Here is a 26,765-nt window from a genome sequence, read left to right as displayed (position 1 = left end):
ATATCTTGAGCGCAATGGCCGGCAGGCCAGAGGTTGACGCCTCGTGACCCGCCCTCCTGTCTCTCAGATCTCTCGCCTCGCGCATCGCGCCGCTGGCACCGCGGCCGCGAACCGCATGGTGCCTGAAGAGACGCCGGTGGCGTTCTCCTTTGCCGGCACCACGCATGCGGTGATGATGGCAAGCCCCGCCGATTTCGAGGATTTCGCGCTCGGATTCTCGCTGACCGAGGGCATCATCGCCGATCCAAAAGAGATAGAGGCGATCGAGGTCGAGGATCTCGGCGCCGGCATCGATATCCAGATCAGGCTGAAAGACAAGGCCAATACGCGTTTCCAGGCGCGACGGCGCAGGCTGGCCGGGCCGGTCGGCTGCGGCTTGTGCGGCATCGAATCCATCGAGGAAGCGATGCGCTCGGTCGACGCCGTAGGTGCGTCGCGAGTTACACTTCAATCGGAAGATATAGCAAGCGCCGCCCGTCTGCTGTCGAAGCAGCAGCCGCTGCACACTGAAACTGGCGCGGTGCACGCTGCCGGTTTCTATGTTCCCGGCAAGGGCATCGTGATGGCGCGCGAGGATGTCGGCCGCCACAATGCGCTGGACAAGCTCGCCGGCGCGCTGGCCAGGGCCGGCATCGACGGCGCGAGCGGCGCGGTCGTGGTGACCTCGCGCGTTTCGGTCGAGATGGTGCAGAAGACCGCCGCCATCGGCGCCTCGATCATCATGGCGGTTTCGGCGCCGACCGCGCTCGCCATCCGCACGGCCGACGCTGCCGGCATGACGCTGGTGGCGCTGGTGCGCGGGGACGAATTCGATATTTTCACCCACCCCGAACGGGTGACTTCTGGAGTTGCCAAGCATGTCGCATGACGAAGAACACGTCACCAGCACCGCGGAAAAGCTGGTGCGCATGGCCAACCAGATCGCCGCCTTCTTCCATTCGAAGCCGCGCGAGGAAGGCATTGCCGGCGTTACCGAGCATATCAACAAATTCTGGGAGCCCCGGATGCGGCGCCAGCTCTTCGAGATGCTCGACGCCGGCACCGAGAATTTCGATGAACTCGTGATCGCCGCCTCGGCCAAGATCAAGCGGCCGATCAGCCCTGCGGAGGCCGACATGAAGCTTGGGCTCACCGCCTTCCCGGCTGATATCGCCGCTTCGCAAAAATAGCGTGGCGACCGGGCGGCCTTATATTTCTTTCTGCTAAAATTTGAGCTACCGCATCGGCGCGGCTCTGCTATGTTTGACGATTGGAAATCGTCGGGCCGGGCGGAAGAACTCGTGAGGCCGATCGAAACGCGATACGCCCGTAGCGGGGATGTGCGGATCGCCTATCAGGTGGTCGGCCAGGGATCGTTCGATCTGGTCTTCGTACCGGGTTTCATCTCCAATCTCGACCTGCACTGGGAAGACGAAGGCTACAGACGGCTGCTGAAGCGGCTCTCGGCCTTCTCGCGGCTGATCCTGTTCGACAAACGCGGCACCGGGCTCTCCGACCGTGTCGACACTCGCCACCTGCCCAGCCTCGAGACCCGCATGGACGACGTGCGCGCGGTGATGGATGCCGCCGGCAGCGGCCGCGCGGCGATCCTCGGTGCCTCGGAAGGCGCGCCGATGGCGATGCTGTTTGCCGCCACCTATCCGCAGCGGACGCGGGCGCTGGTGCTTTATGGCGGCTATGCGCATTTCCACAGATGGGTGATGTCGCCGGAGCGGCTGGAAGCTTTCATCGAGACGGCGAAAACGTCCTGGGGAACCGGTGCGACCTTGCCGAATTTCGCGCCCGGCCGGGTGGACGACAGCCACTTCACCCAGTGGTGGGCCCGGTTCGAGCGGCTGTCGGCCAGCCCGACCTCCGCGGCAGCCCTTGCCCGCATGAACGCCGATATCGACGTGCGCGACATGCTCGGGACGATCAGGGTGCCGACATTCCTGGTCCATCGCCGCAACGATGCCCGCGTCAACCCTGACGCCAGCCGCTTCCTGGCCAGGAAGATCCCCGGTGCCCGCCTGGTCGAGATCTCGGGGCGCGACCACCCGATCTGGACCGGCGACGTCGACCGCGTGGCCGACCTGATCGAAGAATTCCTGACCGGGGAACCGGCTGTGGCCGATGTGGAACGCGTGCTTGCCGCGCTGCTGGTCACGCGCATCTACGACACCGCGCGGCTCGGCGATCGCTTGTGGAGCGAACGCAGCCTGCGCTTCCAGGAGAACTGGCGATTGCTGGTCGGCCGCCATGGCGGGCGCGTCGCCGGAACGCAAGGCGAACTAATGATCTCGCGCTTCGACGGCCCGGCCCGCGCCATACGCTGCGCGGCGCTGCTGCGCGAGGCGGCCCAGGAGATCGGCGTGGCGAGCGCGCAAGGGGCGCATGTCGGCGAGATCGAAGTACGCGGACCACCCACGGGGCTGACGGCGCGTGTGACAATGCAGCTTGCAGCCCACGCCGAACGCGGCCATATCCTCTGCTCACGACTGGTCGCAGACCTGGCTGCGGGTTCCGGGCTGCATTTCACCGATGCCGGGCACATCAGCCTCGACGAGTTGGACGAGCCGCTCGCGCTGGTGCAGGTGACGGCCGAACAGCATCTGGAGCCGGCCTGCCGTCCCAAGCCCAAGCCGGCCGAGCCGACGGCGCTGACGGCTCGCGAAAGCGAGGTCGTGAGCCTGATCGCCGACGGCAAGAGCAATGCCGCGATCGCCGCCGAACTCAGCCTCAGCGAGCACACGGTCAAGCGCCATGTCGCCAACATACTGCTCAAGCTCGACCTGCCGTCGCGTGCGGCGGCAGCGGCATTCTCGGCCAGACATGCTGGCCCGGACGGGCCATGAGAGCCATGGCGCTTTCGGGGGAAGCGCCGGGTGCACTGTAAGCGATACCAATTCTCCCCATGCGGCCGGGCGATACAGCCGAAAGGCCCTGCGAAATGGAGGATGAAATGCTGACACTCAGTCGCAAGATCGGATTGCTGGCATTTGCCGCTGGCGCTTTGCTGGCCATCACCCCGGCGCATGCCGAAGACGCTTCGGCCACCGCCGCCTACAAGGATATTCAGGCCACGCTCGGCTCTGTGCCCGACATGTTCAAGACATTGCCTGACGTCGCCGTTGCCGGAGCCTGGGCCGAAATCAAGGGCGTGCAGCTCAATCCGAACACCGCTCTTAACGGCAAGACCAAGGAGCTGATGGGGCTCGCGGTCGCTTCGCAGATCCTCTGCCAGTACTGCATCTATTTCCACACGCTGGCGGCCAAAGCCAACGGCGCGAGCGACGAGGAGATCAAGGAGGCCATCGCGATGGCGGCGATCGTGCGCCACTGGTCGACGATGCTCAATGGCAGCCAGGTCGATCTGGCGACCTTCAAAAAGCAGACCGACGACCTGTTCGCGGCAGTCAAAACCAAGTCGCAATGAGAAAATTCCTGCCCGGCACCAAGCGCCGGGCGGCACTTTCGCACATCAACCGCCCAAGACGATGGGCACAATGGAGGATAACATGCTGACCAAGACAGGAAACGTGGACGGCGCCGCGATCAAGAAGGCGATCGAGGGCCGTGACGGCAAGCTGCTGTCGAGCTTCTACACCGACGATGCGCTGGTGCGCGTGATCGATCGCAACAATCCGCCGAGCAAGCCGCGCGAGATCCGCGGCCGGGCGGCGATCAGCACCTTCTGGGACGACATCTGCAGCCGGGCGATGACCCACAAGGTCGACACCACCATCGCCGAGGGCGATAGCCTCGCCTTCACCCAGGCCTGCGCCTATCCGGACGGCACGAAGGTGTTCTGCGCGGCGATGATGGAATTGAAGAACGGCCGCATCGCGCGGCAGACCGTCGTGCAGGCCTGGGACGAATAGTTAACAGCGGGCTCAACCGCAAATCAGGGAGGAGAACCAAAATGTTTAGTGCCAGATGGCAGATCGACGCCAAGTTCGGTCACAAGCAGACCGCGCTCGAGCTGATGCGCAAATGGGAGCGCGAGATCGGCTCTCAGGTCGGGCTTGCCGACATGAAATTCCGGCTTATGACCGGTTCAATCGGCGCGCGAGAGGCGACGATCGAGGCCCATCACGAGGTCGAAAGCCTGGCCCAGTTGGAAGCGTTCTTCGCCAAGATCGCCAAACTCGACGCGCATGCCAAATGGGGCAAGGAATTGGAGCCCTATGTGGTGTCGGGCACCAGCCAGTGGCAGATCTTCCGGATCGTGGAATAGCTGCACCGTCGAAGAGCCGGGGCTGAGAGGCCGCCGGCGAGCACGAAGGCGCGAGTGGCCGCGACGCGGGCGGCCGCTCGTCATCATCATCAGATCGACAAGGCCAGGGACCGAGCATCCCGGCACGGCCAATCCGGCGGCCCTGGCTGCCTTGTTCATGGCTCACCCGGGCCATGCCCCGCTGGTCCTTTCGGGCGAAGCGGCGCGCGCCGGATTGGTGCAATGTGCTGTTCCTGCACCATCCAACGCACCCGCCCGTCGAGGCGGCATAACGAAGCAACAGATGCGTCGCGCCGACGCCGCATGGCGGTGGGCGCAATCAAGGGAGCATATCGATGACCGACGAAGCCCATGCAAAACTGCGTGAAAGCCTGCGCGGGGAGGTGATCCTGCGTGACGATGCCGGGTATGACGAGGCCCGCAAGGTCTATAACGGCATGATCGAAAAGCGCCCGCTGCTGATTGCGCGCTGCGCCGATATCGCCGACGTGATCACCGCCGTAAAATATGCGCGCGACAACGACCTGCTGATCGCCGTGCGCGGCGGGGGGCACAACGGCGCCGGGTTGGGGATTTGCGATAACGGGCTCGTCATCGACCTGTCGATGACGAAGGGGGTCCATGTCGATCCGAAAACGCGTACCGTGAGGGTCGCGCCCGGCTGCACTTCGGGTGACGTGGACCATGCCACCCATCCTTTTGGGCTAGCTGTTCCGGCCGGCATCGTCTCGACCACGGGCGTTGCCGGCCTAACACTCGGCGGAGGGACGGGCTATCTCACGCGCAGATACGGTCTCACCATCGACAATCTGGTCGAAGCCGATCTGGTGCTGGCCGACGGCAGCGTAGTGACAGCCAGCAAAGCTGAGAACCCCGACCTGTTCTGGGCGCTGCGGGGTGGCGGCGGGAATTTCGGCGTCGTGACCAGCTTCCTGTTCCAGGCCCATCCTGTGAACATGATCTTCGGCGGCCCGGTGTTCTGGGAGGCCAAGGATGCCCTGGCCGTCATGCGGACCTATCGCGACTACCTGCCGGAGGCGCCGGAAGATCTTGGCGCCTTTGTCGGCCTGAAAACCGTCCCGTCGACCGATCCCTTCCCGCGCGAATATTGGGGCAAGCGCGCCTGCGCCATCATTTCCTGCTACAACGGCACCGAGGAGGATGGCCGCAAGGCCATGGCACCACTGCTGGACAATCTGCCGCCGCCGATCTTCAACTGGATGGGCGTGATGCCGTTCCCGGCCTTGCAGGCGTTGTTCGACCCGCTGTTTCCGAAAGGCCTGCAATGGTATTGGAAGGGCGATTTCGTCAGGTCGCTTCCCGACGAAGCCATAGCGACCCATATCGCGCAGGCCGCCGCGGCGCCGAGCGAATTGTCGCTCATGCATCTTTACCCGATCGACGGTGCCGTTCGCCGCGTCGGCAAGAACGAGACCGCATGGAACGCGCGCGACGCAACCTGGTCGATGGTCATCGCCGCCATCGATCCCGATCCGGGAAAAGCCGCCGACCTCACCAAATGGGCCAAGAATTACTGGGCGAGCATCCATCCCCATAACGGCGAAGGCGGCTACGTGAATTTCATGATGGACGACGAAGGAGAAGCACGCGTGCGAGCGAGCTATGGCGCAAATTACGAGCGGCTGAGCCAGGTGAAGCGCACCTATGACCCCCTCAACGTCTTCCGGGTCAACCAGAACATCAAGCCCGCGACATCGGAGATGGGCAGGACGGCTGCTTAGTTCTTACGCTGCCTCTGCCGACACAGGGACCGTCGCGCCGAGGTCGGATTGCCTCCGAAGCCAGCTTCTCCAAGCGGAAGAAGCTGGCGCAGCGTCACCCTACATCAGGCCAAGCTGTTTGTAGAAGCCGAGTGCGTCGTAATAGTCGCTCTGGGTCGCGATCTTTCCGTGCGTGATGGAAAACATCGAGGCGCCGGTGAAGGAGAATTTCTTGCCGGTCGCCGCGGTGCCGTCGCCCCAGGCGCCGGTGTTGGTGCCGGAGAACTCCCATTCGAAGGAGACCGGTCGCCATCGACGAGCGGCTTGCCCTTCATCGTCCAGACCGCATCGGGAACGGCCTTCAGGAAATTGTCGATGACGCCGGTCTTGGCGGCCTCCTTGCCCGTGACGGGCTTGCCGACGGAGGCGTCGTAATAGGTGACGTCATCGGCGAAGTAGCCGGCGGCCTTGGCCGAGTCATGCGCATTCCAGGCCGCGACATAGGCCTCAACCACCGATTGCACGGTATCGGCGGCGAAGGATGGAGCCACGGCAAAAAACGTGGCGGCGATGGCTGCTGATGCAAGAAACTGGCGGCGTTGCATTGTCTTCCTCCCTCTTGGTTGAATGCCTGTCTCCGTCTCCTTCTTCTGTGTAGGAGGAGGTCGGACCTCTCCCACAAGGGGAAGGTAAAAGAGCCTAGCCGTGCGCCACCATCACGTGGCGAACGGCGGTGTAGTCTTCCAGCGCGTAGAGCGACATGTCCTTGCCGTAGCCGGACTGCTTCAATCCGCCATGCGGCATCTCGTTGGTCAGCATGAAGTGCGTGTTGATCCAGGTGCAGCCATATTGCAGGCGTGCGGCCGTCGCCATGGCGCGCGAGACGTCCTTGGTCCACACCGACGAGGCGAGCCCGTAATCGCTGTCGTTCGCCCAGTTCACCGCTTCGCCAACGTCCGCGAAGCGGGTGACCGAAACGACCGGACCAAACACCTCGCGGCGCACGATCTCGTCTTCCTGCAGCGCGCCGGCGACGACGGTCGGCTGGTAATAGAAGCCGGAGCCTTCGCCCGGCTTGCCGCCAGTGGTGATCTCGATGTGCTTCAGTTCGGATGCGCGCTCGACGAAGCTCGACACGCGGTCGCGCTGGCGGCGCGAGATCAGCGGCCCGATCTCGTTTTCGGTGTCGTCCGGTTGGTTGTATTTGATGGTCGAGGCGGCGGAGGAGAGGTCGGCGACCAGCCTGTCGTAGATCTTCTTGCCGGCATAGATGCGGCAAGCGGCGGTGCAATCCTGGCCGGCATTGTAGTAGCCGAATGCGCGCAGGCCGTTGACCACGGCGCCGAGGTCGGCGTCGTCGAAGACGATGACCGGCGCCTTGCCGCCCAGCTCCAGATGCGTGCGCTTGACCGACTTGGCGGCCGCCTGCAGCACCTTCTTGCCGGTAGCGACGTCGCCAGTGATCGAGATCATGTTGACCTTGGCATGGTTGATCAGCGTGTTGCCGACGCTGTCGCCGCGGCCGAGCACGACATTGACGACACCTTCCGGCAGGATCTCGGAAAGGATCCTCGCCAGTTTCAGCGTCGTCAGCGGCGTCTGCTCCGACGGCTTGAAGACCACCGTGTTGCCGCCGCCGATCGCCGGCGCCAGCTTCCAGGCCATCATCATCAGCGGATAATTCCAGGGCGCGATGGAGGCGACGATGCCGATCGGGTCGCGCCGCACCATCGAGGTGTGGCCAGGCAGGTATTCGCCCGCGACCTGGCCGGGCATCGAGCGCACCGCGCCGGCGAAAAAGCGGTAGCAGTCGACAATCGCCGGAATCTCGTCATTGAGCACGGCATTGATCGGCTTGCCGCAATTCAGCGCCTCGAGCGCGGCGAATTCCTTCGCCTCGGCCTCGATACGGTCGGCGATCTTCAAGAGATAGCCGGAGCGCTGCGCCGGCGTCGTGCGCGACCAACTGACGAACGCTTGTTCGGCGGCACTGACGGCGGCTTCGATCTGCGCCGGGCTCGCTTCCGGCAGATTGAGGATGGTCGCCCCGGTCTTCGGATTGAGGATCGGCTCCTCGGTTTCGGTGCCCTTCTCGAATTTCGAGCCGATCAGCATTTGGGTGTCCATCGGGGTTCTCCCTTAACAGGAGCGAATAGGGAGTAGCGAATAGCAAGTAGGTTCGATCATCGATTTCCCTATTCGCTATTCGCCATTCGCTACTTCCCTATTCGCTGTTTTTCATTTTCCACTCCCGGCGATCTGGTCGCCGTCGCGGGTCAGGTAATAGGCAAAAAGGATCGGCAGCAGCGTCACCAGCACGACGACCATCGCCACGACATTGGTGACCGGGCGCTGGCGCGGGCGGATGAGCTCCTCCAGCATCCAGATCGGCACGGTCTGCTGCTGGCCGGCGGTGAAGGTGGTGACGATGACCTCATCGAAGGACAGCGCGAAGGCGAGCATGCCGCCGGCAAGCAATGCGGTGGCAATGTTCGGCAGCACGACATGCCGGAACGTCTGGAAACCGTCGGCGCCGAGGTCCATCGAGGCCTCGATCATCGAGCCCGAGGTTCGGCGGAAGCGGGCGACGGCATTGTTGTAGACGACGACCACGCAAAAGGTGGCGTGACCGAGCACGATCGTCCAGAACGAGAACGGGATGTCGGCCAGCGCGAAGGCCGAGCGCAGGGCGATGCCGGTGATGATGCCAGGCAGCGCGATCGGCAGGATGACAAGCAAAGAGATGACCTCGCGGCCGAAGAAGCGCGTCTGCGAGACGGCCGCGGCGCAGAGCGTGCCGAGCACCAGCGCGATCGCCGTCGAGATCGCGGCGACGCGGACCGACAGCGACAGCGCATCCCATACGTCCGGCCGGTTCCAGGTGACGGCGAACCATTGCGTGGTCAGTCCCGGCGGCGGCCAGACGAAACTCTTCTCTTCCGTCGTGAAGGCATAGACAAAGATCAGCAGGATCGGCAGGTGCAGGAAGAGCAGGCCACAGGCGGCGGCGATCTTCAGGCCGAGCGGAGCGGATTGACCACGGTCAGAGCGCATCGAAAGCCCCCATGCGCTTGGCGCCCCAGAGGTAGAAGCCCATAATGACGATGGGCACCACGGTGAAGGCGGCGGCCAAAGGAATGTTGCCGGCGGTGCCCTGCTGCGAATAGACGGCCTGGCCGATGAAGAGCCGCGAGGTGCCGATGATCTGCGGGATGATGTAGTCGCCGAGCGTCAGCGAGAAGGTGAAGATCGACCCGGCGACGATGCCTGGCAGCGCCAGCGGGAACAGCACGTTGCGGAAGGTCTGTCCCGGCGAGGCGCCGAGATCGGATGAAGCCTCAACCAGATTGCCGGGCACGCGCTCGAGCGCGGCCTGAACGGGGAGGATCATGAAAGGCAGCCAGACATAGACGAAGACGATAAAGGTGCCGGTGAAGGAGACCGACAGCGAGTTGCCGCCGACGATGGGCAGCGACAGCCAGGCCTCGAGCAGCCACAGAAGGTTCAGCTTGGCGAGCAGCCAGGTGAGGATGCCTTCCTTGGCCAGGATCAGCTTCCAGGCGTAGATCTTGACCAGGTAGCTCGACCACAGCGGCAGCATGACGCCGAGATAGAACAGCGCCTTCCAGCGGCCGCGCGCATAGCGCGCAGCATAATAGGCGATGGGGAAAGCGATGATCGCCGAAGCAAGCGTGACCAGCGCCGCCATCGTCACCGTGCGCAGGATGATGTCGAGATTGGCGGCCTGAAACAGGTCGCCATAGGTCTTCAGCGTGAACTGGCGATTGATGAGGCCGGAGAACTCGTCGATCGAGAAGAAGCTCTGCAGGAGCAGCGCAAACAGCGATCCGATATAGACAATGCCCAACCACAGAAGCGGCGGCAGCAGCATCAGGAAGAGAAGCAGTTTAGGCCGGCGCCAGAAGAGGTCGGAGAACGTGCCGCGCATGCCGCCGCTGCCGGGCAGTATGGCGGGTGTGGGGTTGGATTGAACAGCGGCAATGGTCATGGCGCCGCCGCCATGCCGGTTGGATCACTGGCGAGGCCGAGATCCTTCGCGCAGACCGTTCTCATGCCGGCTCGTCCATCAGATGCAGGCTGTCGCGATTGAAGGTCAGCATCACCGCCTCGCCTTCCGCCGGCAGCGCCGTGCCCGCCGGCACCATGGCGTGCAGCCGCACCCCATCAGCGTCCAGCGCGAGTCTGGTCGTGGCGCCGAGATAATTCGTGCCGACAAGGCGGGCGGCAACGCCGTCGCCGCTTGCCGCGCTTGAAACGCGGATCGACTCCGGACGCAGGCTCCCCCAACGGTGCTGGCCGGAATAGCGCTGGACGAAATCCGGCGGCAGCACGTTGGACGAGCCGACGAAATCGGCGACGAAGCGCGTGTTCGGGCGCTGGTAGATATCCTCCGGCGTGCCGACCTGCATGATCCTGCCGTCGTTGAAGACGGCGACGCGGTCGGCCATGGACAGCGCCTCGCCCTGGTCGTGGGTGACGAAGACGAAGGTGATGCCGAGCACCTTCTGCAGCGACTTCAATTCCTCCTGCATGTTCTCGCGCAGCTTGAGGTCGAGCGCGCCGAGCGGCTCGTCGAGCAAAAGCACCTTGGGCTGGTTGACCAGCGCGCGGGCGAGCGCGACGCGCTGGCGCTGGCCGCCGGAGAGCTGGCCGGGACGGCGCGCGCCATAGCCCGGCAGGCGCACCAGCGACAGCGCCTCCTCCGCAGCTTTCAGCCGCTCGGTCCTGCCGACGCCCCTGACCATCAGGCCGTAAGCGACGTTGTCGAGCACGTTGAGATGCGGGAACAGCGCATAATCCTGGAAGACGGTGTTGACGTTACGGCGATAGGGCGGAACGCCCTCGGCGCGCTCGCCGAAGATCGAGATCGAGCCTGCCGTCGGCTGCTCGAAGCCGGCGATCAGCCTGAGGCACGTCGTTTTGCCGGACCCGGATGGTCCCAGCATGGCGAAGAATTCGCCAGGCGCGATGTCGAGATCGACCGCGTCGACCGCGCGCACGCTGCCGAAATGGCGCGAGACTTGTTTGAACGAAACGGCGGAGGTCATGGGCCCAGTCAGTTCAGTTGCCGGTTAAACGAAGGCGAGTTCGCACGGCGCCCTACCTCCCCCTCGATAGGGGAGGTCGCGGCGAAGCCGCGGGTGGGATGGTTGGCGCCAACGTTCATGCTGACCCCCACCCCGACGCTACGCGTCGACCCTCCCCACAAGGAGCAGGGTAAGGGAGCTCACCGTCCGCCGATGACGCCGATATAATCCGACACCCAGCGGTAATAGGGCACGCACTGGTCGTTCTGGCTGGCGCATTTCGACACCGGCGTCTTCCAGAACTTGATCTTGTCGAAATTCTCGTAGCCGTTGGTCTTGCAGCCTTCGTCGCCGAGCAGCTCGTTGCCCTTGCAGGCGGCGGGCACGACCGGCAGCGAGCCGAACCAGGCCGAGACGTCGCCCTGGACCTTCGGCGACAGCGAATGCTCGAGCCACATATAGGCGCAGTTCGGATGGGCGGCGTCGGCTTCCATCATGGTGGTGTCGGCCCAGCCGGTGACGCCCTCTTGCGGCACGGTCGAGGCGACCGGTTTCTTGGCGGCGACCAACGTGTTCACCTGATAAGGCCATGAGCCGGAAGCGACCACGCCCTCGTTCTGGAAGTCGTCGACCTGGATCGCGGCATCGTGCCAATAGCGGCCGACCAGCGTGCGCTGCGTGCGCAAGAGATCGAGCGCCGCCTTGTACTGGTCCTCATTGAGCTCGTAAGGATCCTTGATGCCGAGCTCCGGCTTGTGGAACATCAGATAATTGGCGGCGTCTGCGATGTGGATTGGGCCGTCATAGGCCTGGACGCGGCCCTTGTTCGACTTGCCGTCGGGCAGCTTCATCTCCTCGAAGACGACATTCCAGCTCTTGGGCGCTTCCTTGAAGACGTCGGTGTTGTACATCAGGATGTTCGGGCCCCACTGATAGGGAACGCCGTAATGCACCTTGTCGACGGTGAACCAGGGCGCGTCCTTCAGGCGGTCGTCGACGGTCTTCCAGCTCGGGATGAGATCGGTGTTGATCGGCTGCACGCGCTTGCCGGCGACGAGGCGCAGCGAAGCATCGCCCGAAGCCGTCACCAGGTCGAAGCCGCCCTCGTTCATCAGCGAGACCATCTCGTCCGAGGTGTTGGCGGTCTTGACGTTGACCTTGCAGCCGCTTTCCTTCTCAAAAGCCGTCACCCAGTCGTAGTTCTTGTCGGTCTCGCCGCGCTCGATATAGCCCGGCCAGGCTACGATGTTGACCTCGCCCTCGCCCTTGCCGAGCTCCTTGACCTGGGCGATGGCCTGACCCGAGAAGGTCAGCGCAACCGTCAACGCCGTGCACGACTTCAGGAATGCATTCATCATCGATCTCCCATTTTGGCGCATGACCCCAAAACCGGTCCGGTTTTCGGAAAGGATCGTGCGCAAACCTGAACGGCGGAGCTCTCAGCGCCCCGATAGCCGCGCTCCTGAGCAGCTTTGTTCCCCGGCGAAAGGTGCTGTGAAAATTCCGGTTTCGCAAATTCATTTATCAGAAAGGCGATATCGGATTTTCCGATATCCACACGCCTTCAAGCCACCGCCGTCACCAGCCAGCAGGCGGCATCGAAGCGAGCCTTACCATCCTCCACGAAAGGCGCGAATGCAGCGGGCAGCACCGCGGTGATTTTTTCGGCCGTTGCCTGGTCCACCTGGCGCAGCGCAGCACCGACCGGCCCTAGCCGGGTGGCGTATGTCATCAGGTCGCCTTCGGCGATCTGGCACAGGACGTCCGCCTGTTCGATTTTGATTGACGACCAGCGGCTCGCTTCGAGTATCCGTTTCACCTTGGCGCCGTCGGCAAAGGCAAACTGCCCCGGCGCCTCAGGGTCTGGCACGGGTGCGGGCAGCAGGAAAGGCGCGGCCGCTCGCGCAGCAGTCGTCATAAAATAGTTCTCGGCCGGGCTGCGCCAAGCGACGAAGGCGAGTTTACCCCCGCGCCTTGCAGCCTGTCTTATGTTCGTGAACGCGGCCACCGGATCATCGAAGAACATGACACCAAAGCGCGAGACAACAGTGTCGAAGTACCCGGATTCGAATGCATATGCCTGCGCATCGCCCACTTCAAAACTTGCATTTGCCACCTCTTCCAGCCGCGCGCGCTCCCTCGCCAGAGCAACAAGCGGCCGCGAGATGTCTAGCCCAAGACAACACCCGTCGTTGCCGACGCGGCGCGCCATCGCCAGAGTCGTGGCGCCGGCGCCACAGCCGACGTCCAGGACATTGCGCCCTTCTCCCGGATAGCCGGCATCCACGACGAGGCGCTCGAACGGCGCCAATACCCCATCGAGGATCGGCTGCATCTCGACCCAGGCTTTTCCGCTGGCATCGTTCCACAGAGCGGCTTGCTGTGTGTTTGGCTGCGCGGATTGCGGCATAACGGACCTCGCTTTCTGTTGCTCGCGCCGATCGTCGCGAGCACTCTACGAGTTCAAGCCGACTTGAGGTCAAGTATGAAAGATATCGACGTTGCCGAAGCATCGCGCCGCACCGGCATGCCCGCCTCGACGCTTCGTTACTACGAGGAGAAGGGCCTCATCGCCTCTATCGGTCGTCGCGGCCTGCGACGCTTGTTCGACCCGGCCGTCCTGGAACGGCTCGCCCTGATCGCGCTTGGACGCGCAGCTGGATTCGCGCTGGACGAGATTTCCTCGATGCTGACGCCCGACGGTCTAGCGAAAATGGATCGACGGCGCCTGGATGCCAAAGCGGACGAACTGGACCGGTCCATCCAGCGCCTGACCGCGATACGAGAGGCTTTGCGTCACGCCGCCCGATGTCCGGCCGCCCGGCCGATGGAGTGTCCCACGTTTCGGCGCGCCGTCAGGCTGGCCGGCGCCGGCCGCTTAGAAGTTACTGCGATCGGCCCCTTCAAGGCGGAGGCGGTCCCCGCAACAAGGCGCAAGCGCAAGACTGGCCGCGTCAGCCTGGAGTAGGCCATATTAGCGGCGGACCATACGCTGCGACTGCGCAAGGCCGATGAAGTCGCGCGCGGCCTGCGGCAGGCCGGAGCCGCGGCGCCAGACGGTGCCGACCTGGACGACCGGCAGCGAACCGGAAATGTCTCGCGATTCGATGCGGTCGCCTTCCAGCGACCAGGGCCGGTAGACAAGGTCGGGCAGCAGCGCCACGCCGGCGCCGGTGGCGACCAGGCTGCGCACCGCTTCGACGGAGCGGGTGCGGAAGGCGACATGCGGCCGGGCGCCGATCGCCGACAGCAGCTTGCCGGTGTTCTCCTCGATCTCGTCGACGGTGAGCATGATCAGCGGTTCGGAGGCGATATCGCCGATCGAGATGATGTCGGCGCTGACGAGCCGGTGGCTGAGCGGAATCCACAGCCTGTAGGCCGAGACTTCCAGAATTTCCGACTGCAGCGCGGTGCGGTCGCGCAGGTTGGACGTGACCATGACGGCGATGTCCAGCTTGCCGCCGACCAGAAGGTGCTCGAGATAGTCGCCATTGTCCTCGATGGCGGAGACCTCTACGCCCGGATAGGCGCGGCGGTAGCGGGCGAGCAGATCCGACAGAACATAGCCGGCGACCAGCGATGTGACGCCGAGCTGCAGCCGCCCGCCGGCGGCGGCCTGCTCGCTCGAGAAAGAACGGCGCGCATCCGACACATCGGCCAGGATCTTGGTCGCGTGGCGCAGGAACTGGTGGCCCTTGTGGGTGATGTTGAGGCCGCGCGGATGGCGCTCGAACAGCTCGACGCCGAGGTCACTCTCCAATTCCTTGATCGCCTCGGTGACCGAGGATTGCGAAATCGAAAGGTTCTGCGCGGCCCCCGAGACGGTGCCCTGCTCGGCGACGGCGACGAAAAACTGCAATTGGCGGATGGTGAAGGCCATGGCCGGACTAAACACCGGCCAATGCGGTGCTGTGAAGTGGGCAAGTGCAAACTTGACGACCTTTGATTCGTAACTAACTAAGTTACATGAAACGCAACAGCCGATTGTCCTCGACCCTGCATATTCTCGTCCACATGGCCGACGCGCCCGACCGGGCGCTGACCTCCGAAGAGCTTGCCGGCTTCATCCACACCAATCCGGTGGTTGTGCGCCGCACCATCGCCGGGCTGCGCGAGGCCGGCATCGTCACCTCGTCGCGCGGCCATGGCGGCGGCTGGCAGCTCGGCCGCGCGCCGGACAGGATTTCGCTGGCCGAGATCAGCGCCGCGCTCGGCAAGACGCTGTTGCCGTTCAGCACCGAGCCGGAAAGCCCCGGATGCCTGGTCGAGCAGGCGGTGATCGCCGTGCTTGATGATTTTCGCCTGGAGGCGGAAAGGCTGCTCGCGGAAAGGCTCAGCCATATCACGCTGGCCGACCTGACGGCCGATTTCCGCCGCCGTTATGACCTGATTGGAGTATCCAGCCATGCAGTATGATGTCATCGTCGTCGGCGGCAGCTTTGCCGGCCTTTCCGCCGCCATGTATGCGGCGCGGGGCCGTCGCAAGGTGTTGGTGATCGATGCCGGGCAGCCGCGGAACCGCTTCGCCGAACATTCGCACGGCTTCTTCGGCCAGGACGGGCGGGCGCCGTCGGACATTCTCGGCCAGGCCAGGGCACAGCTGCTCGCCTATCCCTCCGTCAGGATGATCGAGGGCCGCGCCGCGCGGGCCGCAATTGCCGGCAATGGTTTCGAGGTCCGCATGGACGATGGCGAGGGTTTCGGCGGGACACGGCTGGTGCTCGCCACCGGCGTCCGGGACATCCTGCCGGACGTTCCAGGACTTGCCGCGCAGTGGGGCAAGACGGTGCTGCATTGCCCCTATTGCCACGGCTACGAGGTGGCCGGCGGGCCGCTCGGCGTGCTGGCGACCGGACCGATGTCGCTGCACCAGGCAGAGCTGATCTCCGACTGGGGCGACGTCACGCTGTTCGCCGACGGGCTGTTCGAACCGGACGCTGACCAGGCGCTGATATTGGAGAAGCGCAACATCCAGTTCGAGCCCGCCAAGGTGAGCGAAGTGCAGGACAACGGGTCCGGCGGTCTGGTCGTCAGGCTCGACGGCAATTCCAGCGCGAGCGTGCGGGCGCTGTTCACCGCGCCGCGCAATGTGATGGCAAGCCCGCTTGCCGAACTTGGCTGCGCCTTCAACGAAGGTCCGCTCGGCCGGGCGATCGTAGTCGACGACAAGCAGCAGACGTCGGTGCCCGGCATCTTCGCGGCCGGAGACGCCGCGCGCCTGATGCACAATATCGCCTTCGCGGTATCCGGCGGCGCGATGGCCGGGGTTGCGGCGCATCAATCGCTGGTCTTCGGGTAGTTGCTTCCCGTCCCCGGCAGGGTCAGGCCGTCGCAATGGTCAAGCGCGCGCCGGCATGGCTCAGCGCGGCGGCTATGTCGGGCGGCGGCGGCTGGTCGGTGACGAGCTCGGAAAAGCCGTCGAAGCCGCAGACCCGGACCAGACCCTGGCGGCCGAACTTGGTATGGTCGGTGACGACCAGCGAGCGCTGGCCGCGCGACAGCACCATGCGGGCGAACTCCGCCTCCTCCAGCTCGTAGTCGGTCAAGCCGGCGGCGGCATCGACGGCGCCGATCGAGATCACTGCGTGATCGACCGAAAAGCGGCTGACGAACTCGATCGCCGAAATGCCGAAAGCCGCGCCTGAATCGCTGCGCAACTCGCCGCCGGCCATATAGACCTTGTTGCCGTTCACCGTGGCCAGCGTGCGGGCGATGTCGGAGGAATTGGTGACCACGGTCAGCCGGCGATGGCCGAGCAGCTCTCGCGCAAGGAAGGATGTGGTCGTGCCGGTATCGAGCATGATCGCCTCGCCATCGCGGATCGTGGCCGCGACCATCCTGGCGATCAGGCGCTTGGCTTCGGCATTCTCGCGCATGCGCCGCTCGAACGGCGCCTCGCCCACGATCGAGGAAAGGCCAACGGCGCCATGCATCTTCAGCACCGAGCCGTCATCGGCGAGCGGCTTGACGTCGCGCCGCACGGTTTCCAGCGAGACGCCGAGCCGCTCGGCAAGGCTGGCTATGGTGATCGTGCCCTCCTCGCTGAGGAGCCGCAGGATTTCGCCGTGCCGTTTCGAATGGATCATCGGGGCGTCCGGGAATTTTGACCGAATTTAAGGCTTTGGCAACGCTTTGAAAGGAGTCGCTTATATTTTCGGGCAAAACACCCAAAAAAGGTCACAGCTTTTGGATTGACAGCGCTGCCACGCTGGCATGACATTGACCTTGTGACAGGCTCGGAACTGCCGCGGGAGGGTGATGGCAGAGCCGCAACCTAGTGACCAGATCGCCTGGAACCAGCCGGGCGCGAGCTTTTATCGAATCCGCGGGGGCGGATGCCGGGATATCATACCTGGCCAAGGGGCTCGTCGGTGCGGTGCGGGATACCGATCCTGGCGTCTCGCACCGACGAGGCTTTTTTATTTTGTCCCATCCTTGTTTTCCGCGGGGCCGGCTGAGGCCGGAGCGAAGCCGTGAGTGCCGAAGACCGCATCCGCGCCTTGCCGTGCTGGAACGGCGGCATCGAGATCGAGCCGCTGCCCGGCGGCCTCAGCAACGCCAATTATGTCGTCACCGATGCGGCCGGGCGGCATGTCGTGCGCTTCGGCCAGGACTTCCCGTTCCATCATGTCTTTCGCGAGCGCGAGGTGATGACGGCGCGGGCGGCGCACGCGGCGGGCTTCGCGCCGGCCGTGCATTATGCCGAGCCCGGCATCCTGGTGACGGAATTCCTCGGCGCCAGGACCTTTCTAGCCGAAGACGTGCGCACCAATCTCGGCCGCGTGGCCGCGCTGCTGCGCGGCTTTCATCGCGAGATGCCGAAGCATGTCTCCGGTGCCGGCTTCATGTTCTGGGTGTTCCACGTCATTCGCGACTATGCACGCACGCTGGAGGAGGGCGGCAGCCGCAAGAGGAGCGAGCTGCCACACTATCTGTCCTTGGCGGACGAACTCGAGCGGGCGCAGAAGCTGCTGCCGATCGTCTTCGGCCACAACGATCTTTTGCCGGCCAATATCCTCGACGACGGCAAGCGGCTGTGGCTGATCGACTTCGAATATGCCGGCTTCAACACGGCGATGTTCGATCTTGCCGGTGCCGCCTCCAATGCCGGCCTGAGCGATGACGAATCTTTCGCCTTCATGACAGCCTATTTCATGAAGGAGCCGGACGGCGAAATCCGCCGCTCGCATGCCGCCATGCAATGCGCCTCGCTGTTGCGCGAAGCAATGTGGAGCATGGTCTCCGAACTCTATCTCGACGCGCCCGGCATCGACTATGTCGCTTACACCGAGGAAAACCTGGTCCGGCTCGACGCGGCGCTGGAGAACTACCGGACGAAATACGGGACCAAGTCATGACCTTGCCCAGCCATGCCGAAGTCGTCGTCATCGGCGGCGGCATCATCGGCTGTTCCACCGCCTATCACCTGGCGCGCGACCACAAGGCCGATGTTGTGCTGCTCGAGCAGGGCAAGCTGACATCCGGCTCCACTTGGCACGCCGCCGGCCTGGTCGGGCAGTTGCGCTCGTCGGCCTCGATCACGCGCGTGCTCAAATATTCGGTCGAGCTCTACAAGGGGCTTGAGGCCGAGACCGGCCTGGCGACCGGCTGGAAGATGACCGGGTGCCTGCGGCTGGCGACGAACGCCGACCGCTGGACCGAGTTCAAGCGGCTGGCGACCACGGCCAAAAGCTTCGGCATGGACATGCAGCTTCTGTCGCCGGCGGAAGTGAAGCGCATGTGGCCGCTGATGGAGACCGGCGACCTGGTCGGCGCCTCGTGGCTGCCGACCGATGGACAGGCAAGCCCCTCAGACATCGCCCAGTCGCTGGCCAAGGGCGCGCGCCTGCATGGCGCAAAACTGTTCGAGGACGTGCGCGTCACCGGCTTCACGGTGAAGGAGGGCCGCATCACGGCGGTGAAGACTTCGAAAGGCGACATCGCCTGCGAGAAGGTGGTGAACTGCGCCGGGCAATGGGCGCGGCAGGTCGGCGCGATGGCCGGCATCAACGTGCCGCTGCAGCCGGTGAAGCACCAGTACATCATCACCGAGAAGATTGAAGGGCTTGCCAACGACGCGCCGACGATCCGCGACCCTGACCGCCGCACCTATTTCAAGGAAGAGGTCGGCGGGCTGGTGATGGGCGGCTATGAGCCGAACCCGCAGGCCTGGGCAACGGGACTTCCCGGCGGCGACGTTCCCAACGACTGGGAATTCCGCCTGTTCGACGATGACTACGATCATTTCGAGCAGCATATGACCCAGGCGATCACGCGAGTTCCGGCTCTGCAAACCGCCGGCGTCAAGCAGATGATCAACGGACCGGAAAGTTTCACGCCGGACGGCAATTTCATCCTCGGCGTGGCGCCGGAATGTTCCAACATGTTCGTCGGCGCCGGTTTCAATGCCTTCGGCATCGCGTCAGGCGGCGGCGCCGGCTGGGTGCTCGCGCAATGGGTGGTCGACGGTGAGGCCCCGCTCGACCTCTGGGTTGTCGACATAAGGCGTTTTTCAAGCCTGCATCGCGACCGCGACTGGGTCCGCGACCGCACACTCGAAGCCTATGGCAAGCATTACACGATCGGCTTCCCGCATGAGGAATATCTGTCCGGGCGGCCGCGCATCGTCTCGCCGCTCTATGAGCGGCTGAAGACGCATCGCGCCGTGTTCGGTTCCAAGCTCGGCTGGGAACGGCCGAACTGGTTCGCGCCGGATGGCGCAGCCGCCGAGGACGTCTATTCGATGGGCCGCCAGAACTGGTTCGGCCCGGTCGGCGACGAGCACCGTCATGTGCGCGAGAAGGTCGGCATTTTCGACCAGTCCTCCTTCGCCAAATACGAGCTGACCGGCAGCGATGCGCTGAAGGCGCTCGACTGGGTCTGCGCCAACGACGTCAACAAGCCGGTCGGCCGGCTGACCTACACGCAGCTTCTCAACACGCGCGGCGGCATCGAGGCGGACCTCACCGTGTCGCGGCTCGGCGAGGACCGCTTCTACATCGTCACCGGCACCGGCTTCCGCACGCACGACCTGTCCTGGATCGGTGATCATATCGGCTCCGGCCTCGACGCCAGGCTGACCGACGTCACCGAGGATTTCGGCACGCTGTCGCTGATGGGACCGCGCGCTCGCGACGTGTTGCAGGCGGTGACGGACGCCGACGTCTCGAACGCCGCCTTCCCGTTCGGCCATGCCCGCGAAATCCAGATTGCCGGCCATAGCGTGAAGGCGCTGCGCGTCACCTATGTCGGCGAGCTCGGCTGGGAGCTGCATGTGCCGATTGCGGCTACCGGCGAGGTTTTCGATGCGCTGATGGCGGCGGGCAAGGCGCATGGCATTCGCCCGGTCGGCTACCGGGCACTGGAGTCGCTCAGGCTGGAGAAAGGCTACCGGGCCTGGGGTTCCGACATCACGCCGAACGACTCGCCTCTGGAAGCGGGCCTCGGCTGGGCGGTGAAGCTTCGCAAGAACACCGACTTCGTCGGGCGAAGCGCGCTGGAGAAAGCGGCCGGGAAGGCGCCGGCGAAACGCTTTGCCGGCTTCACGGTTGACGACCCGGAGATCGTGCTGGTCGGGCGCGAGACGATCCTGCGCAATGGCGTGTCCGTCGGCTACCTGAGCAGCGGCGGCTACGGCTACACGGTGGAGAAGAACATCGGCTACGGCTATGTGCGCCATGCCGACGGCATCAGCGACGAGTTCCTCACCTCGGGCGATTATGAGCTTGTCGTGGCGATGGAGCGCACACCGGCAAAAATCCATCTCGAGCCGCTGTACGATCCGGCCGGGACGAAGATAAAGGCCTGATCCGCGCAGCGCGGGTCAGCTGACGCGCAGCGCCAGACAACGGCTCGGCACGGGGTCACCCTCGCCGGGCATCGAGGCATAAGGCCGTGTCTCTTCGAGGCGACTTATCGTGCCACGCGCTTCCAGATCGGCGATCCGCCCGGCGAAACCGGCGTCCCACAGCGTGTTCTTCACCGTCAGCACGATGACGCCGCCTCGGCGGCAGATGCGGATCAACTCGTCTAGGCCCTCGATCCCGACATGGCCCGAGGTGAAGACACCGGCCGAGATGATGCCGGCGTAGGCGCCGTCGGCGAAGGGGAGAGCATCGCCCATCGCCAGGCGATGCAGCGCCGTGTAGACGCCCTTGGCGCCGGCCTTGTCCAGCATGCCTTGCGAGATGTCGAGCGCCTCGATCGTCGGATAGCCGGTGATGGCCAGCCATTCGCCGATCAGGCCGGTGCCGGCGCCGGCATCGAGCAAGGGCTCGGCGCCGCGCGGCAAATGGCGGGTAAGCAGCGCCAGGCAGATCGTCGGGTGGCGATAGCCGGCGGACGACATATCGGCGTCATAGGTCTCGGCCCAACTGTCATAGACTGCGGCCACTTCCTCCGGCCGCTTCGCGGCGTAGGCCGCGCTTAGCGCGTTGTTGTGCTTGCCGTCCGCCATTTCTGCTCCCGCCGCCGATTCGTACCCGCAATGGTAGCCAAGCGGCAAAAACTGTGGAACCGTTCCGCTATAAAACATCGTGTGATGGTAAAGGGGATGACGATGGACGAGGCGCGCGCCGCGTTGGCCACTATTCCGGCGCTGGCAGGCTATGACGGGCCGCTGGAGCGTTTGGCCGGCCTGACCAACAAGGTTTACAGGGCCGGCGAAGTGTGTCTGCGCATTCCCGGCAAGGGTACGGAAGAATATATCAACCGCGCCAACGAGGCGGTGGCGGCGCGCGAAGCGGCCAGGGCCGGAGTCAGCCCCGAGGTGCTTTATGCCGATCCGGCGTCCGGCCTGATGGCGACGCGCTTTATCGCCGGCGCCGAGACAATGTCTCCGGAGAAATTCAAGGCGCGGCCGGGGAGCCCGACGCGTGCGGGCCAAGCCTTCCGGAAGCTGCATTCATCGGGCGCCGTGTTTCCCTTCCGCTTCGAGCTCTTCGCGATGATCGACGACTATCTCAAGGTCCTGTCGACCAAGGACGTGGTGCTGCCCGTCGGATATCACGACGTCGTGCGCGAGGCAGGCGCGGTGCGCGGGGCGCTTGCCGCGCACCCTATCCCGCTCGCCGCCTGCCATTGCGACCCGCTCTGCGAAAACTTCCTCGATACCGGGGAGCGGATGTGGATCGTCGACTGGGAATATTCCGGGATGAACGATCCGCTGTGGGACCTCGGCGATCTCTCGGTCGAGGGCAAGTTCGATGCGGACCAGGACGAAGAACTGATGCGCGCTTATTTCGGCGGCGAGGCGAGGCCGGCAGAGCGCGGCCGCGTCGTCATCTACAAGGCGATGTGCGACCTCTTATGGACGCTGTGGGGCCTGATCCAGCTCGCCAACGACAATCCGGCCGACGATTTCCGCGCCTATGCCGACGGCCGTTTCGCCCGCTGCAGGACCCTGATGGAGACGGCGGAATTTTCGCGGCACCTCGCTGCCGTGCGAGAGGGCTGAACGGAGGCCTAGATCCTAATTCACGCCTTTCGGCACGTTCTCCGGCGGCACCTCGGTCTCGACCACCTTCTGGCGGTGGAAGATGAACAGGCCGGCAAGCACGACGATGGCCGCGCCGACGAGGATGCGAGGACTGGGCACATCGCCGAAGAAGACCAGGCCGAAGACCACCGCCCACAGAAGCAGGCTGTAATGCAGCGGCGCCAGCGTCGAGGCCGGCGCCAGCTTCAGCGCCCTCGTGATCATCAGATGCGCGGCGCAGGAGACGACGCCGAGCAGGAGCATCGCGCCGAAATCGAGCGCCGACGGCGTGCGCCAGGCGCCGATGGTGAGCAGGCCGCCGACAATCAGCGTGCCGATGGTCTGCCAGGTGACCAAAGTCGTGTCGCTGGTGCCGCGCAGGAGACGGCCGAGGATGATGGCGAAGCCGAAGGCGATGCTGCCCACCAGCGCGAAGGCCGAAGACAGCGAGAAGGCCGCCGAGGATGGCTTCAAAATGATCAGCACGCCGCAGAAGCCGACCAGGATCGCCAGCCAACGGCGCCAGCCGACCTTTTCGCCGAGCAGGAGGTGCGACAGCGCCGCGACATAGATCGGCCCGGCCATGTAAAAACTCATCACGTCGGCGAGCGGCAGGTAGACGACCGCTGCATAGAAGAGTCCGGTATCGGTGGTGGTGGCCACGACACGCAGGAACTGCAAAAGCGGCCGGTCCATGTGAAACAGCCTGGCCGTGCCTTGGTTGGCGATCATCGGGCCGAGCACGATGAAAGCGCCGATCGAGCGGATCAACACGACCTGCCCGACCGAGAAGGAAGCGACCAGCCATTTGCCCATCGCGTCGTTCAGCGCGAACATGAAGTCGCCGGCCAGCATCAACAGGATGCCGGCGAGCAACATGTTTCTGATCGTGAAATTTCGGGCAAGGGAAGCCATGCCGCTCCCTAGCCGCAAGCGGCCGGTTTGACGAGGGAAAATCGGCCAGCTGGTAAGACCAGCGACGGAAATCGGCTGGTTCTAGCCCGCCCTATGCCGCCGGTTCACCTGCGACGGCCGGCCGACGATCGACAGCCGCGTTTCCTGCTTGGTGCGTTCGGCCACCACCTTGCCTCTGGCGATGACGCAGAGACGTTCGGGACGCAGGCGCACGGCCTCGATCGCATTGCCGGCATCGAGCACGACGAGGCTCGCCCGCTTGCCGACGGCAAGGCCCAGATGGTCGAGCCGCATGATAGCGGCGTTGACATTGGTCACTATGTCGAAGCAGCGCGCCATATCGGCCGGGCTCGACATCTGCGCGACATGCAGGCCCATGAAGGCGACGTCGAGCATGTCGGCGGTGCCCAGCGAATACCAGGGGTCGAGCACGCAATCCTGGCCCCAGCCGACGCGGATGCCGAGCGCCTGCATCTCCTTCACCCGGGTTAGGCCGCGCCGCTTCGGGAAGGTGTCGTGGCGCCCCTGCAGCATGATGTTGATCAGCGGGTTGGGGATTGCCGAAACGTCGGCTTCGGCGATGAGCGGCAAAAGCTTCGAGACGTAGTAATTGTCCATCGAATGCATCGAGGTGAGGTGCGAGCCGGCCACCTTGCCCTGCAGCCCGAGGCGCTGCGTTTCGTAGGCCAGCTGCTCGATATGGCGCGACAGCGGATCGTCGGTCTCGTCGCAATGCATGTCGACCATCAGCCCGCGTTTGGCGGCGATCTCGCAAAGCTCCGTCACCGAGCGGTCGCCGTCGGCCATGGTGCGCTCGAAATGCGGGATGCCGCCGACGATGTCGACGCCCATGTCGAGCGCACGGATGGTGTTCTCCAACGCCGTCGGCGAGCGATAGAGGCCGTCCTGCGGAAAGGCGACCAGCTGCAGGTCGATATAGGGCGCGACGGTTTTCTTCACGTCGAGCAGGGCTTCCACCGCGAGCAGCCGGTCGTCGCAGACATCGACATGGCTGCGGATGGCGAGCAGGCCCATCGAGACGGCCCAATCGCAATAGGCGAGCGCGCGCTCGCGCACGGCCTCATGCGTCAAAAGCGGCTTCAGCTCGCCCCAGAGCGCGATGCCCTCGAGCAGCGTGCCCGACGCATTGATGCGCGGAATGCCGTAGGAGAGCGTGGCGTCCATATGGAAATGCGGATCAACGAAAGGCGGCGAGACGAGATTGCCGCTCGCGTCGATTTCGGCCGGCGCCGAACCCGGGAGCTTTGGTTCGATCGCGACGATGGTCTCGCCCGCAATCCCTATGTCGGCAATCCTGCCATCCGGCAGCGTGCCGCCGCGCACGATCAAGTCGAAATCCATCTGCCGTCGTCCCCAATACCAGAATCGGCTGCTATCGTGACCGAAAAGACAGCCTGCCGCAGCCTTTTCTTTCCCTCGACGGCGAAAGGTTCCATCCGGCCTCAACTCGCTCTATAAGCCGCCACGCGCCCTTGTGGCGAATCTGAATTTCTCACAGCCAGCCATAGGATCGGCCGTTGTTTCGCTTCTTCCGCTCGACGGAAAACCAACGCCTCATCGCGAGGCTGGTAAGAGAATCCTTCCACGACCATAAGTTCGGCTATGGCGCGGCCATATTGTCGATGCTGGTGGTCGCCCTCATGACGGGGGCAAGCGCCTGGATCCTGCGCGAAATCACCAACGAGTTCGTGGTCTATAAGCGGATAGACCGCGTCAACCTGATTGCCGGGGGTGTGGCGGCGATCTTTGTTCTCAAGGGCATCGCGACTTTCGTCCAGACCTATTTCATGAGCCGCGTCGGCAATGCCATCATTGCCGACCGGCAGCGCAAGATCTACGACCGTATCCTGGCGCAAGGCATCGAATTCTACCATTCGACCTCGTCTTCCGACCTGATCACCCGCATGACCAACAACGCCCAGGCGGCGCGCAGCGTGCTCGACCTCGTCGTCACGTCTTATGTGCGCGACCTGGTGACGTTGGTTGTGCTGGTGATGGTCATGGTCTGGCAACAGCCGGCGCTGTCGCTGATCTGCTTCGTCGTCGGACCGGTGGCGATCTACGGCGTCAACCGCATCCTGAGACGCGTCCGCAAGATCGCGGCGATGGAATTCATCTCGCTCGGCCAGATCGTGCATGTGATGCAGGAAACGGCGATCGGCGTGCGGGTCGTCAAATCCTTCAATCTCGAAGCCGCGATGCGCAAGCGTATGCACAAGGCGGTGTCTGACGTCGAAACCCGTGCCAACAACATCGCCACGCTGGAAGCCGCCACCAGCCCGGTGATGGAAACGCTGGCCGGTCTGGCAATTGCCGGCGCCGTGCTGGTCAGCGGCCTGCTGGTGCTGCAGGGCGGCCAGATGCCGGGCAACATTATGGCCTTCATCGCCGCGCTGCTGCTGGCCTATGAGCCGGCAAAGCGCCTGGCCCGCGTCCGCATCTCGCTGGAGACGGGCATCGTGGGCGTGCGCATGATGTTCCAGCTCGCCGACCGGCCGCTGACGCTGGCCGAGAAACCCGGCGCCGCGCCGCTGCGACCCGGTCCGGGCGATATCCGCTTCGATGATGTCAGCTTCGCCTATCCGGAAAGCCCGCCGGTGTTCGAAGGATTCAACCTGACGCTTGACGCCGGCAAGATGACGGCGCTGGTCGGACCGTCGGGCAGCGGCAAGTCGACGATCCTGAACCTGATCATGCGCATGTATGATCCGCAGACCGGCAAGGTGATGTTCGACGGCCAGGACATCTCGTTCGCGACGCTCGATTCGCTCAGGCGCAAGATCGCCTATGTCAGCCAGGACACGTTCCTGTTTGCCGGCACGGTCATGCACAACATCCGCCTCGGCCGCGAGGACGCGACCGACGATGAGGTGATCGCCGCCGCCAAGGCCGCCAACGCACATGACTTCATCAGCGCCATGCCCAAGGGCTACGACACCGAGGTCGGCGAGAACGGCTCGCTGTTGTCCGGGGGCCAGCGTCAGCGCATTTCGATCGCGCGCGCCATGCTGCGCAATGCCGAGATCCTGCTGCTCGACGAGGCGACCAGCGCGCTCGATGCCGAATCGGAAGCGCTGTTCCGCGACGCGCTGCAGCAGCTTACCGTCGGGCGCACGACGATCGTGATCGCGCACCGGCTGTCGACCGTGCACCAGGCCGACACGATCGTGGTGCTGGAAAAGGGCAAGGTGGTGGAAAGCGGCCCGCACAAGACGCTGCTCAAGCAGGGCGGGCTCTACCAGAAGCTTTATGAATATCAGCTGATGCCGTGATGCGGCGCCTCTCCTTCTCCCCTTGCGGGAGAAGGTGGATCGGCGCGCAGCGCCGAGACGGATGAGGGGTGTTCCAGCGGAGTGAGACGTTGGCGA

26 protein-coding genes and 1 pseudogene are annotated in these 26,765 nt (G+C 64.3%); 14 read left to right on the top strand and 13 right to left on the bottom strand.

Annotation, left to right across the window (positions count from 1 at the left end; translation table 11 throughout):
* The first annotated feature begins 43 nt into the window (after positions 1 to 43).
* The 7 genes from fdhD (at position 44) to O7A05_RS08585 (ending at position 5,958) form a co-directional block, all read left to right on the top strand.
* On the top strand, positions 44 to 868 hold the full coding sequence (gene fdhD / locus O7A05_RS08615) for a formate dehydrogenase accessory sulfurtransferase FdhD (protein WP_337092562.1): 825 nt from the start codon (positions 44 to 46) through the stop codon (positions 866 to 868).
* Positions 858 to 1,169 carry a formate dehydrogenase subunit delta gene (locus O7A05_RS08610; protein ID WP_337092561.1) on the top strand — a complete coding sequence of 104 codons (312 nt, stop codon included), beginning with the start codon at positions 858 to 860 and terminating at the stop codon, positions 1,167 to 1,169. Before fdhD ends, O7A05_RS08610 begins: the two co-directional genes overlap by 11 nt.
* A 111-nt stretch (positions 1,170 to 1,280) precedes the next feature.
* Positions 1,281 to 2,834: an alpha/beta fold hydrolase gene (locus O7A05_RS08605; protein ID WP_337092560.1), complete on the top strand. Its 1,554-nt coding sequence runs from the start codon at positions 1,281 to 1,283 to the stop codon at positions 2,832 to 2,834.
* A gap of 107 nt (positions 2,835 to 2,941) precedes the next feature.
* On the top strand, positions 2,942 to 3,415 hold the full coding sequence (locus O7A05_RS08600; RefSeq protein ID WP_337092559.1) for a carboxymuconolactone decarboxylase family protein: 474 nt from the start codon (positions 2,942 to 2,944) through the stop codon (positions 3,413 to 3,415).
* Positions 3,416 to 3,497: 82 nt separating this feature from the next.
* Positions 3,498 to 3,860: a nuclear transport factor 2 family protein gene (locus O7A05_RS08595; protein ID WP_337092558.1), complete on the top strand. Its 363-nt coding sequence runs from the start codon at positions 3,498 to 3,500 to the stop codon at positions 3,858 to 3,860.
* Positions 3,861 to 3,901: 41 nt separating this feature from the next.
* Positions 3,902 to 4,216, top strand: coding sequence for a hypothetical protein (locus tag O7A05_RS08590; RefSeq protein ID WP_224586836.1), 315 nt, complete (start codon positions 3,902 to 3,904; stop codon positions 4,214 to 4,216).
* Between the two features lie 335 nt (positions 4,217 to 4,551).
* Positions 4,552 to 5,958: an FAD-binding oxidoreductase gene (locus O7A05_RS08585; RefSeq protein WP_337092557.1), complete on the top strand. Its 1,407-nt coding sequence runs from the start codon at positions 4,552 to 4,554 to the stop codon at positions 5,956 to 5,958.
* Positions 5,959 to 6,057: 99 nt separating this feature from the next.
* On the opposite strand, the gene O7A05_RS08580 is transcribed toward O7A05_RS08585, so the two are convergent.
* The 8 genes and pseudogenes from O7A05_RS08580 to O7A05_RS08545 form a co-directional block, all read right to left on the bottom strand.
* Positions 6,058 to 6,279, bottom strand: a complete 222-nt coding sequence (locus tag O7A05_RS08580; RefSeq protein WP_337092797.1) for an ester cyclase — start codon at positions 6,277 to 6,279, stop codon at positions 6,058 to 6,060.
* Positions 6,280 to 6,299: 20 nt separating this feature from the next.
* Positions 6,300 to 6,542: pseudogene (locus tag O7A05_RS08575) on the bottom strand (nuclear transport factor 2 family protein); the annotation flags it as partial.
* Positions 6,543 to 6,636: 94 nt separating this feature from the next.
* Entirely contained in the window at positions 6,637 to 8,064 is a 1,428-nt protein-coding gene (locus O7A05_RS08570; RefSeq protein ID WP_337092556.1) for a gamma-aminobutyraldehyde dehydrogenase, read from the bottom strand.
* 111 nt (positions 8,065 to 8,175) lie between these two features.
* A complete protein-coding gene (locus tag O7A05_RS08565; protein WP_337092555.1) occupies positions 8,176 to 8,991 on the bottom strand; it encodes an ABC transporter permease in 816 nt (271 codons plus the stop codon).
* A complete protein-coding gene (locus O7A05_RS08560) occupies positions 8,981 to 9,946 on the bottom strand; it encodes an ABC transporter permease (protein WP_415926980.1) in 966 nt (321 codons plus the stop codon). The genes O7A05_RS08565 and O7A05_RS08560 overlap by 11 nt, the downstream gene beginning before the upstream one ends.
* Before the next feature lie 61 nt (positions 9,947 to 10,007).
* On the bottom strand, positions 10,008 to 11,006 hold the full coding sequence (locus tag O7A05_RS08555; protein ID WP_337092554.1) for an ABC transporter ATP-binding protein: 999 nt from the start codon (positions 11,004 to 11,006) through the stop codon (positions 10,008 to 10,010).
* A gap of 179 nt (positions 11,007 to 11,185) precedes the next feature.
* Complete coding sequence (locus O7A05_RS08550; RefSeq protein ID WP_224514323.1) at positions 11,186 to 12,340, bottom strand: ABC transporter substrate-binding protein; 1,155 nt, start codon at positions 12,338 to 12,340, stop codon at positions 11,186 to 11,188.
* Positions 12,341 to 12,549: 209 nt separating this feature from the next.
* Complete coding sequence (locus O7A05_RS08545) at positions 12,550 to 13,395, bottom strand: class I SAM-dependent methyltransferase (protein ID WP_337092553.1); 846 nt, start codon at positions 13,393 to 13,395, stop codon at positions 12,550 to 12,552.
* Between the two features lie 75 nt (positions 13,396 to 13,470).
* On the opposite strand from O7A05_RS08545, the gene O7A05_RS08540 reads away from it, so the two are divergent.
* Positions 13,471 to 13,953, top strand: coding sequence for a helix-turn-helix domain-containing protein (locus O7A05_RS08540; protein ID WP_337092552.1), 483 nt, complete (start codon positions 13,471 to 13,473; stop codon positions 13,951 to 13,953).
* 6 nt (positions 13,954 to 13,959) lie between these two features.
* Here O7A05_RS08540 and O7A05_RS08535 read toward each other — a convergent pair whose 3' ends face one another.
* Positions 13,960 to 14,865 carry a LysR family transcriptional regulator gene (locus O7A05_RS08535; RefSeq protein ID WP_337092551.1) on the bottom strand — a complete coding sequence of 302 codons (906 nt, stop codon included), beginning with the start codon at positions 14,863 to 14,865 and terminating at the stop codon, positions 13,960 to 13,962.
* Positions 14,866 to 14,951: 86 nt separating this feature from the next.
* On the opposite strand from O7A05_RS08535, the gene O7A05_RS08530 reads away from it, so the two are divergent.
* Complete coding sequence (locus O7A05_RS08530; RefSeq protein WP_337092550.1) at positions 14,952 to 15,401, top strand: RrF2 family transcriptional regulator; 450 nt, start codon at positions 14,952 to 14,954, stop codon at positions 15,399 to 15,401.
* Positions 15,391 to 16,284 carry an NAD(P)/FAD-dependent oxidoreductase gene (locus tag O7A05_RS08525; protein WP_337092549.1) on the top strand — a complete coding sequence of 298 codons (894 nt, stop codon included), beginning with the start codon at positions 15,391 to 15,393 and terminating at the stop codon, positions 16,282 to 16,284. Before O7A05_RS08530 ends, O7A05_RS08525 begins: the two co-directional genes overlap by 11 nt.
* A 22-nt stretch (positions 16,285 to 16,306) precedes the next feature.
* Here O7A05_RS08525 and O7A05_RS08520 read toward each other — a convergent pair whose 3' ends face one another.
* On the bottom strand, positions 16,307 to 17,071 hold the full coding sequence (locus tag O7A05_RS08520; protein WP_337092548.1) for a DeoR/GlpR family DNA-binding transcription regulator: 765 nt from the start codon (positions 17,069 to 17,071) through the stop codon (positions 16,307 to 16,309).
* 387 nt (positions 17,072 to 17,458) lie between these two features.
* Between O7A05_RS08520 and O7A05_RS08515 the strand changes: the two genes are divergently transcribed.
* Positions 17,459 to 18,343 carry a phosphotransferase family protein gene (locus tag O7A05_RS08515; RefSeq protein ID WP_337092547.1) on the top strand — a complete coding sequence of 295 codons (885 nt, stop codon included), beginning with the start codon at positions 17,459 to 17,461 and terminating at the stop codon, positions 18,341 to 18,343.
* Positions 18,340 to 20,793: a GcvT family protein gene (locus tag O7A05_RS08510; protein WP_337092546.1), complete on the top strand. Its 2,454-nt coding sequence runs from the start codon at positions 18,340 to 18,342 to the stop codon at positions 20,791 to 20,793. Before O7A05_RS08515 ends, O7A05_RS08510 begins: the two co-directional genes overlap by 4 nt.
* Before the next feature lie 15 nt (positions 20,794 to 20,808).
* On the opposite strand, the gene O7A05_RS08505 is transcribed toward O7A05_RS08510, so the two are convergent.
* Positions 20,809 to 21,441, bottom strand: coding sequence for a class I SAM-dependent DNA methyltransferase (locus O7A05_RS08505; protein WP_337092545.1), 633 nt, complete (start codon positions 21,439 to 21,441; stop codon positions 20,809 to 20,811).
* 96 nt (positions 21,442 to 21,537) lie between these two features.
* Here O7A05_RS08505 and O7A05_RS08500 point away from each other — a divergent pair, with 96 nt between their 5' ends.
* Positions 21,538 to 22,440 carry a phosphotransferase family protein gene (locus O7A05_RS08500; protein ID WP_337092544.1) on the top strand — a complete coding sequence of 301 codons (903 nt, stop codon included), beginning with the start codon at positions 21,538 to 21,540 and terminating at the stop codon, positions 22,438 to 22,440.
* Between the two features lie 15 nt (positions 22,441 to 22,455).
* Here the strand turns inward: O7A05_RS08500 and O7A05_RS08495 are convergent, their stop codons facing one another.
* Both O7A05_RS08495 and O7A05_RS08490 read right to left on the bottom strand, forming a co-directional pair.
* Positions 22,456 to 23,376, bottom strand: a complete 921-nt coding sequence (locus O7A05_RS08495; RefSeq protein ID WP_337092543.1) for a DMT family transporter — start codon at positions 23,374 to 23,376, stop codon at positions 22,456 to 22,458.
* Positions 23,377 to 23,457: 81 nt separating this feature from the next.
* Positions 23,458 to 24,738 (bottom strand): amidohydrolase family protein, encoded by a 1,281-nt coding sequence (locus O7A05_RS08490; RefSeq protein WP_337092542.1) that lies wholly within the window; start codon positions 24,736 to 24,738, stop codon positions 23,458 to 23,460.
* 176 nt (positions 24,739 to 24,914) lie between these two features.
* Here O7A05_RS08490 and O7A05_RS08485 point away from each other — a divergent pair, with 176 nt between their 5' ends.
* Positions 24,915 to 26,669, top strand: coding sequence for an ABC transporter ATP-binding protein (locus O7A05_RS08485; RefSeq protein WP_337092541.1), 1,755 nt, complete (start codon positions 24,915 to 24,917; stop codon positions 26,667 to 26,669).
* Positions 26,670 to 26,765: the final 96 nt, after the last annotated feature.

The organism is Mesorhizobium argentiipisi (SeqCode), from assembly GCF_037179585.1.
Lineage (GTDB): Bacteria > Pseudomonadota > Alphaproteobacteria > Rhizobiales > Rhizobiaceae > Mesorhizobium > Mesorhizobium argentiipisi.
The sequence above is the reverse complement of the archived record's forward strand: the minus strand, read 5'-3'. Positions and strand labels throughout refer to the sequence as shown.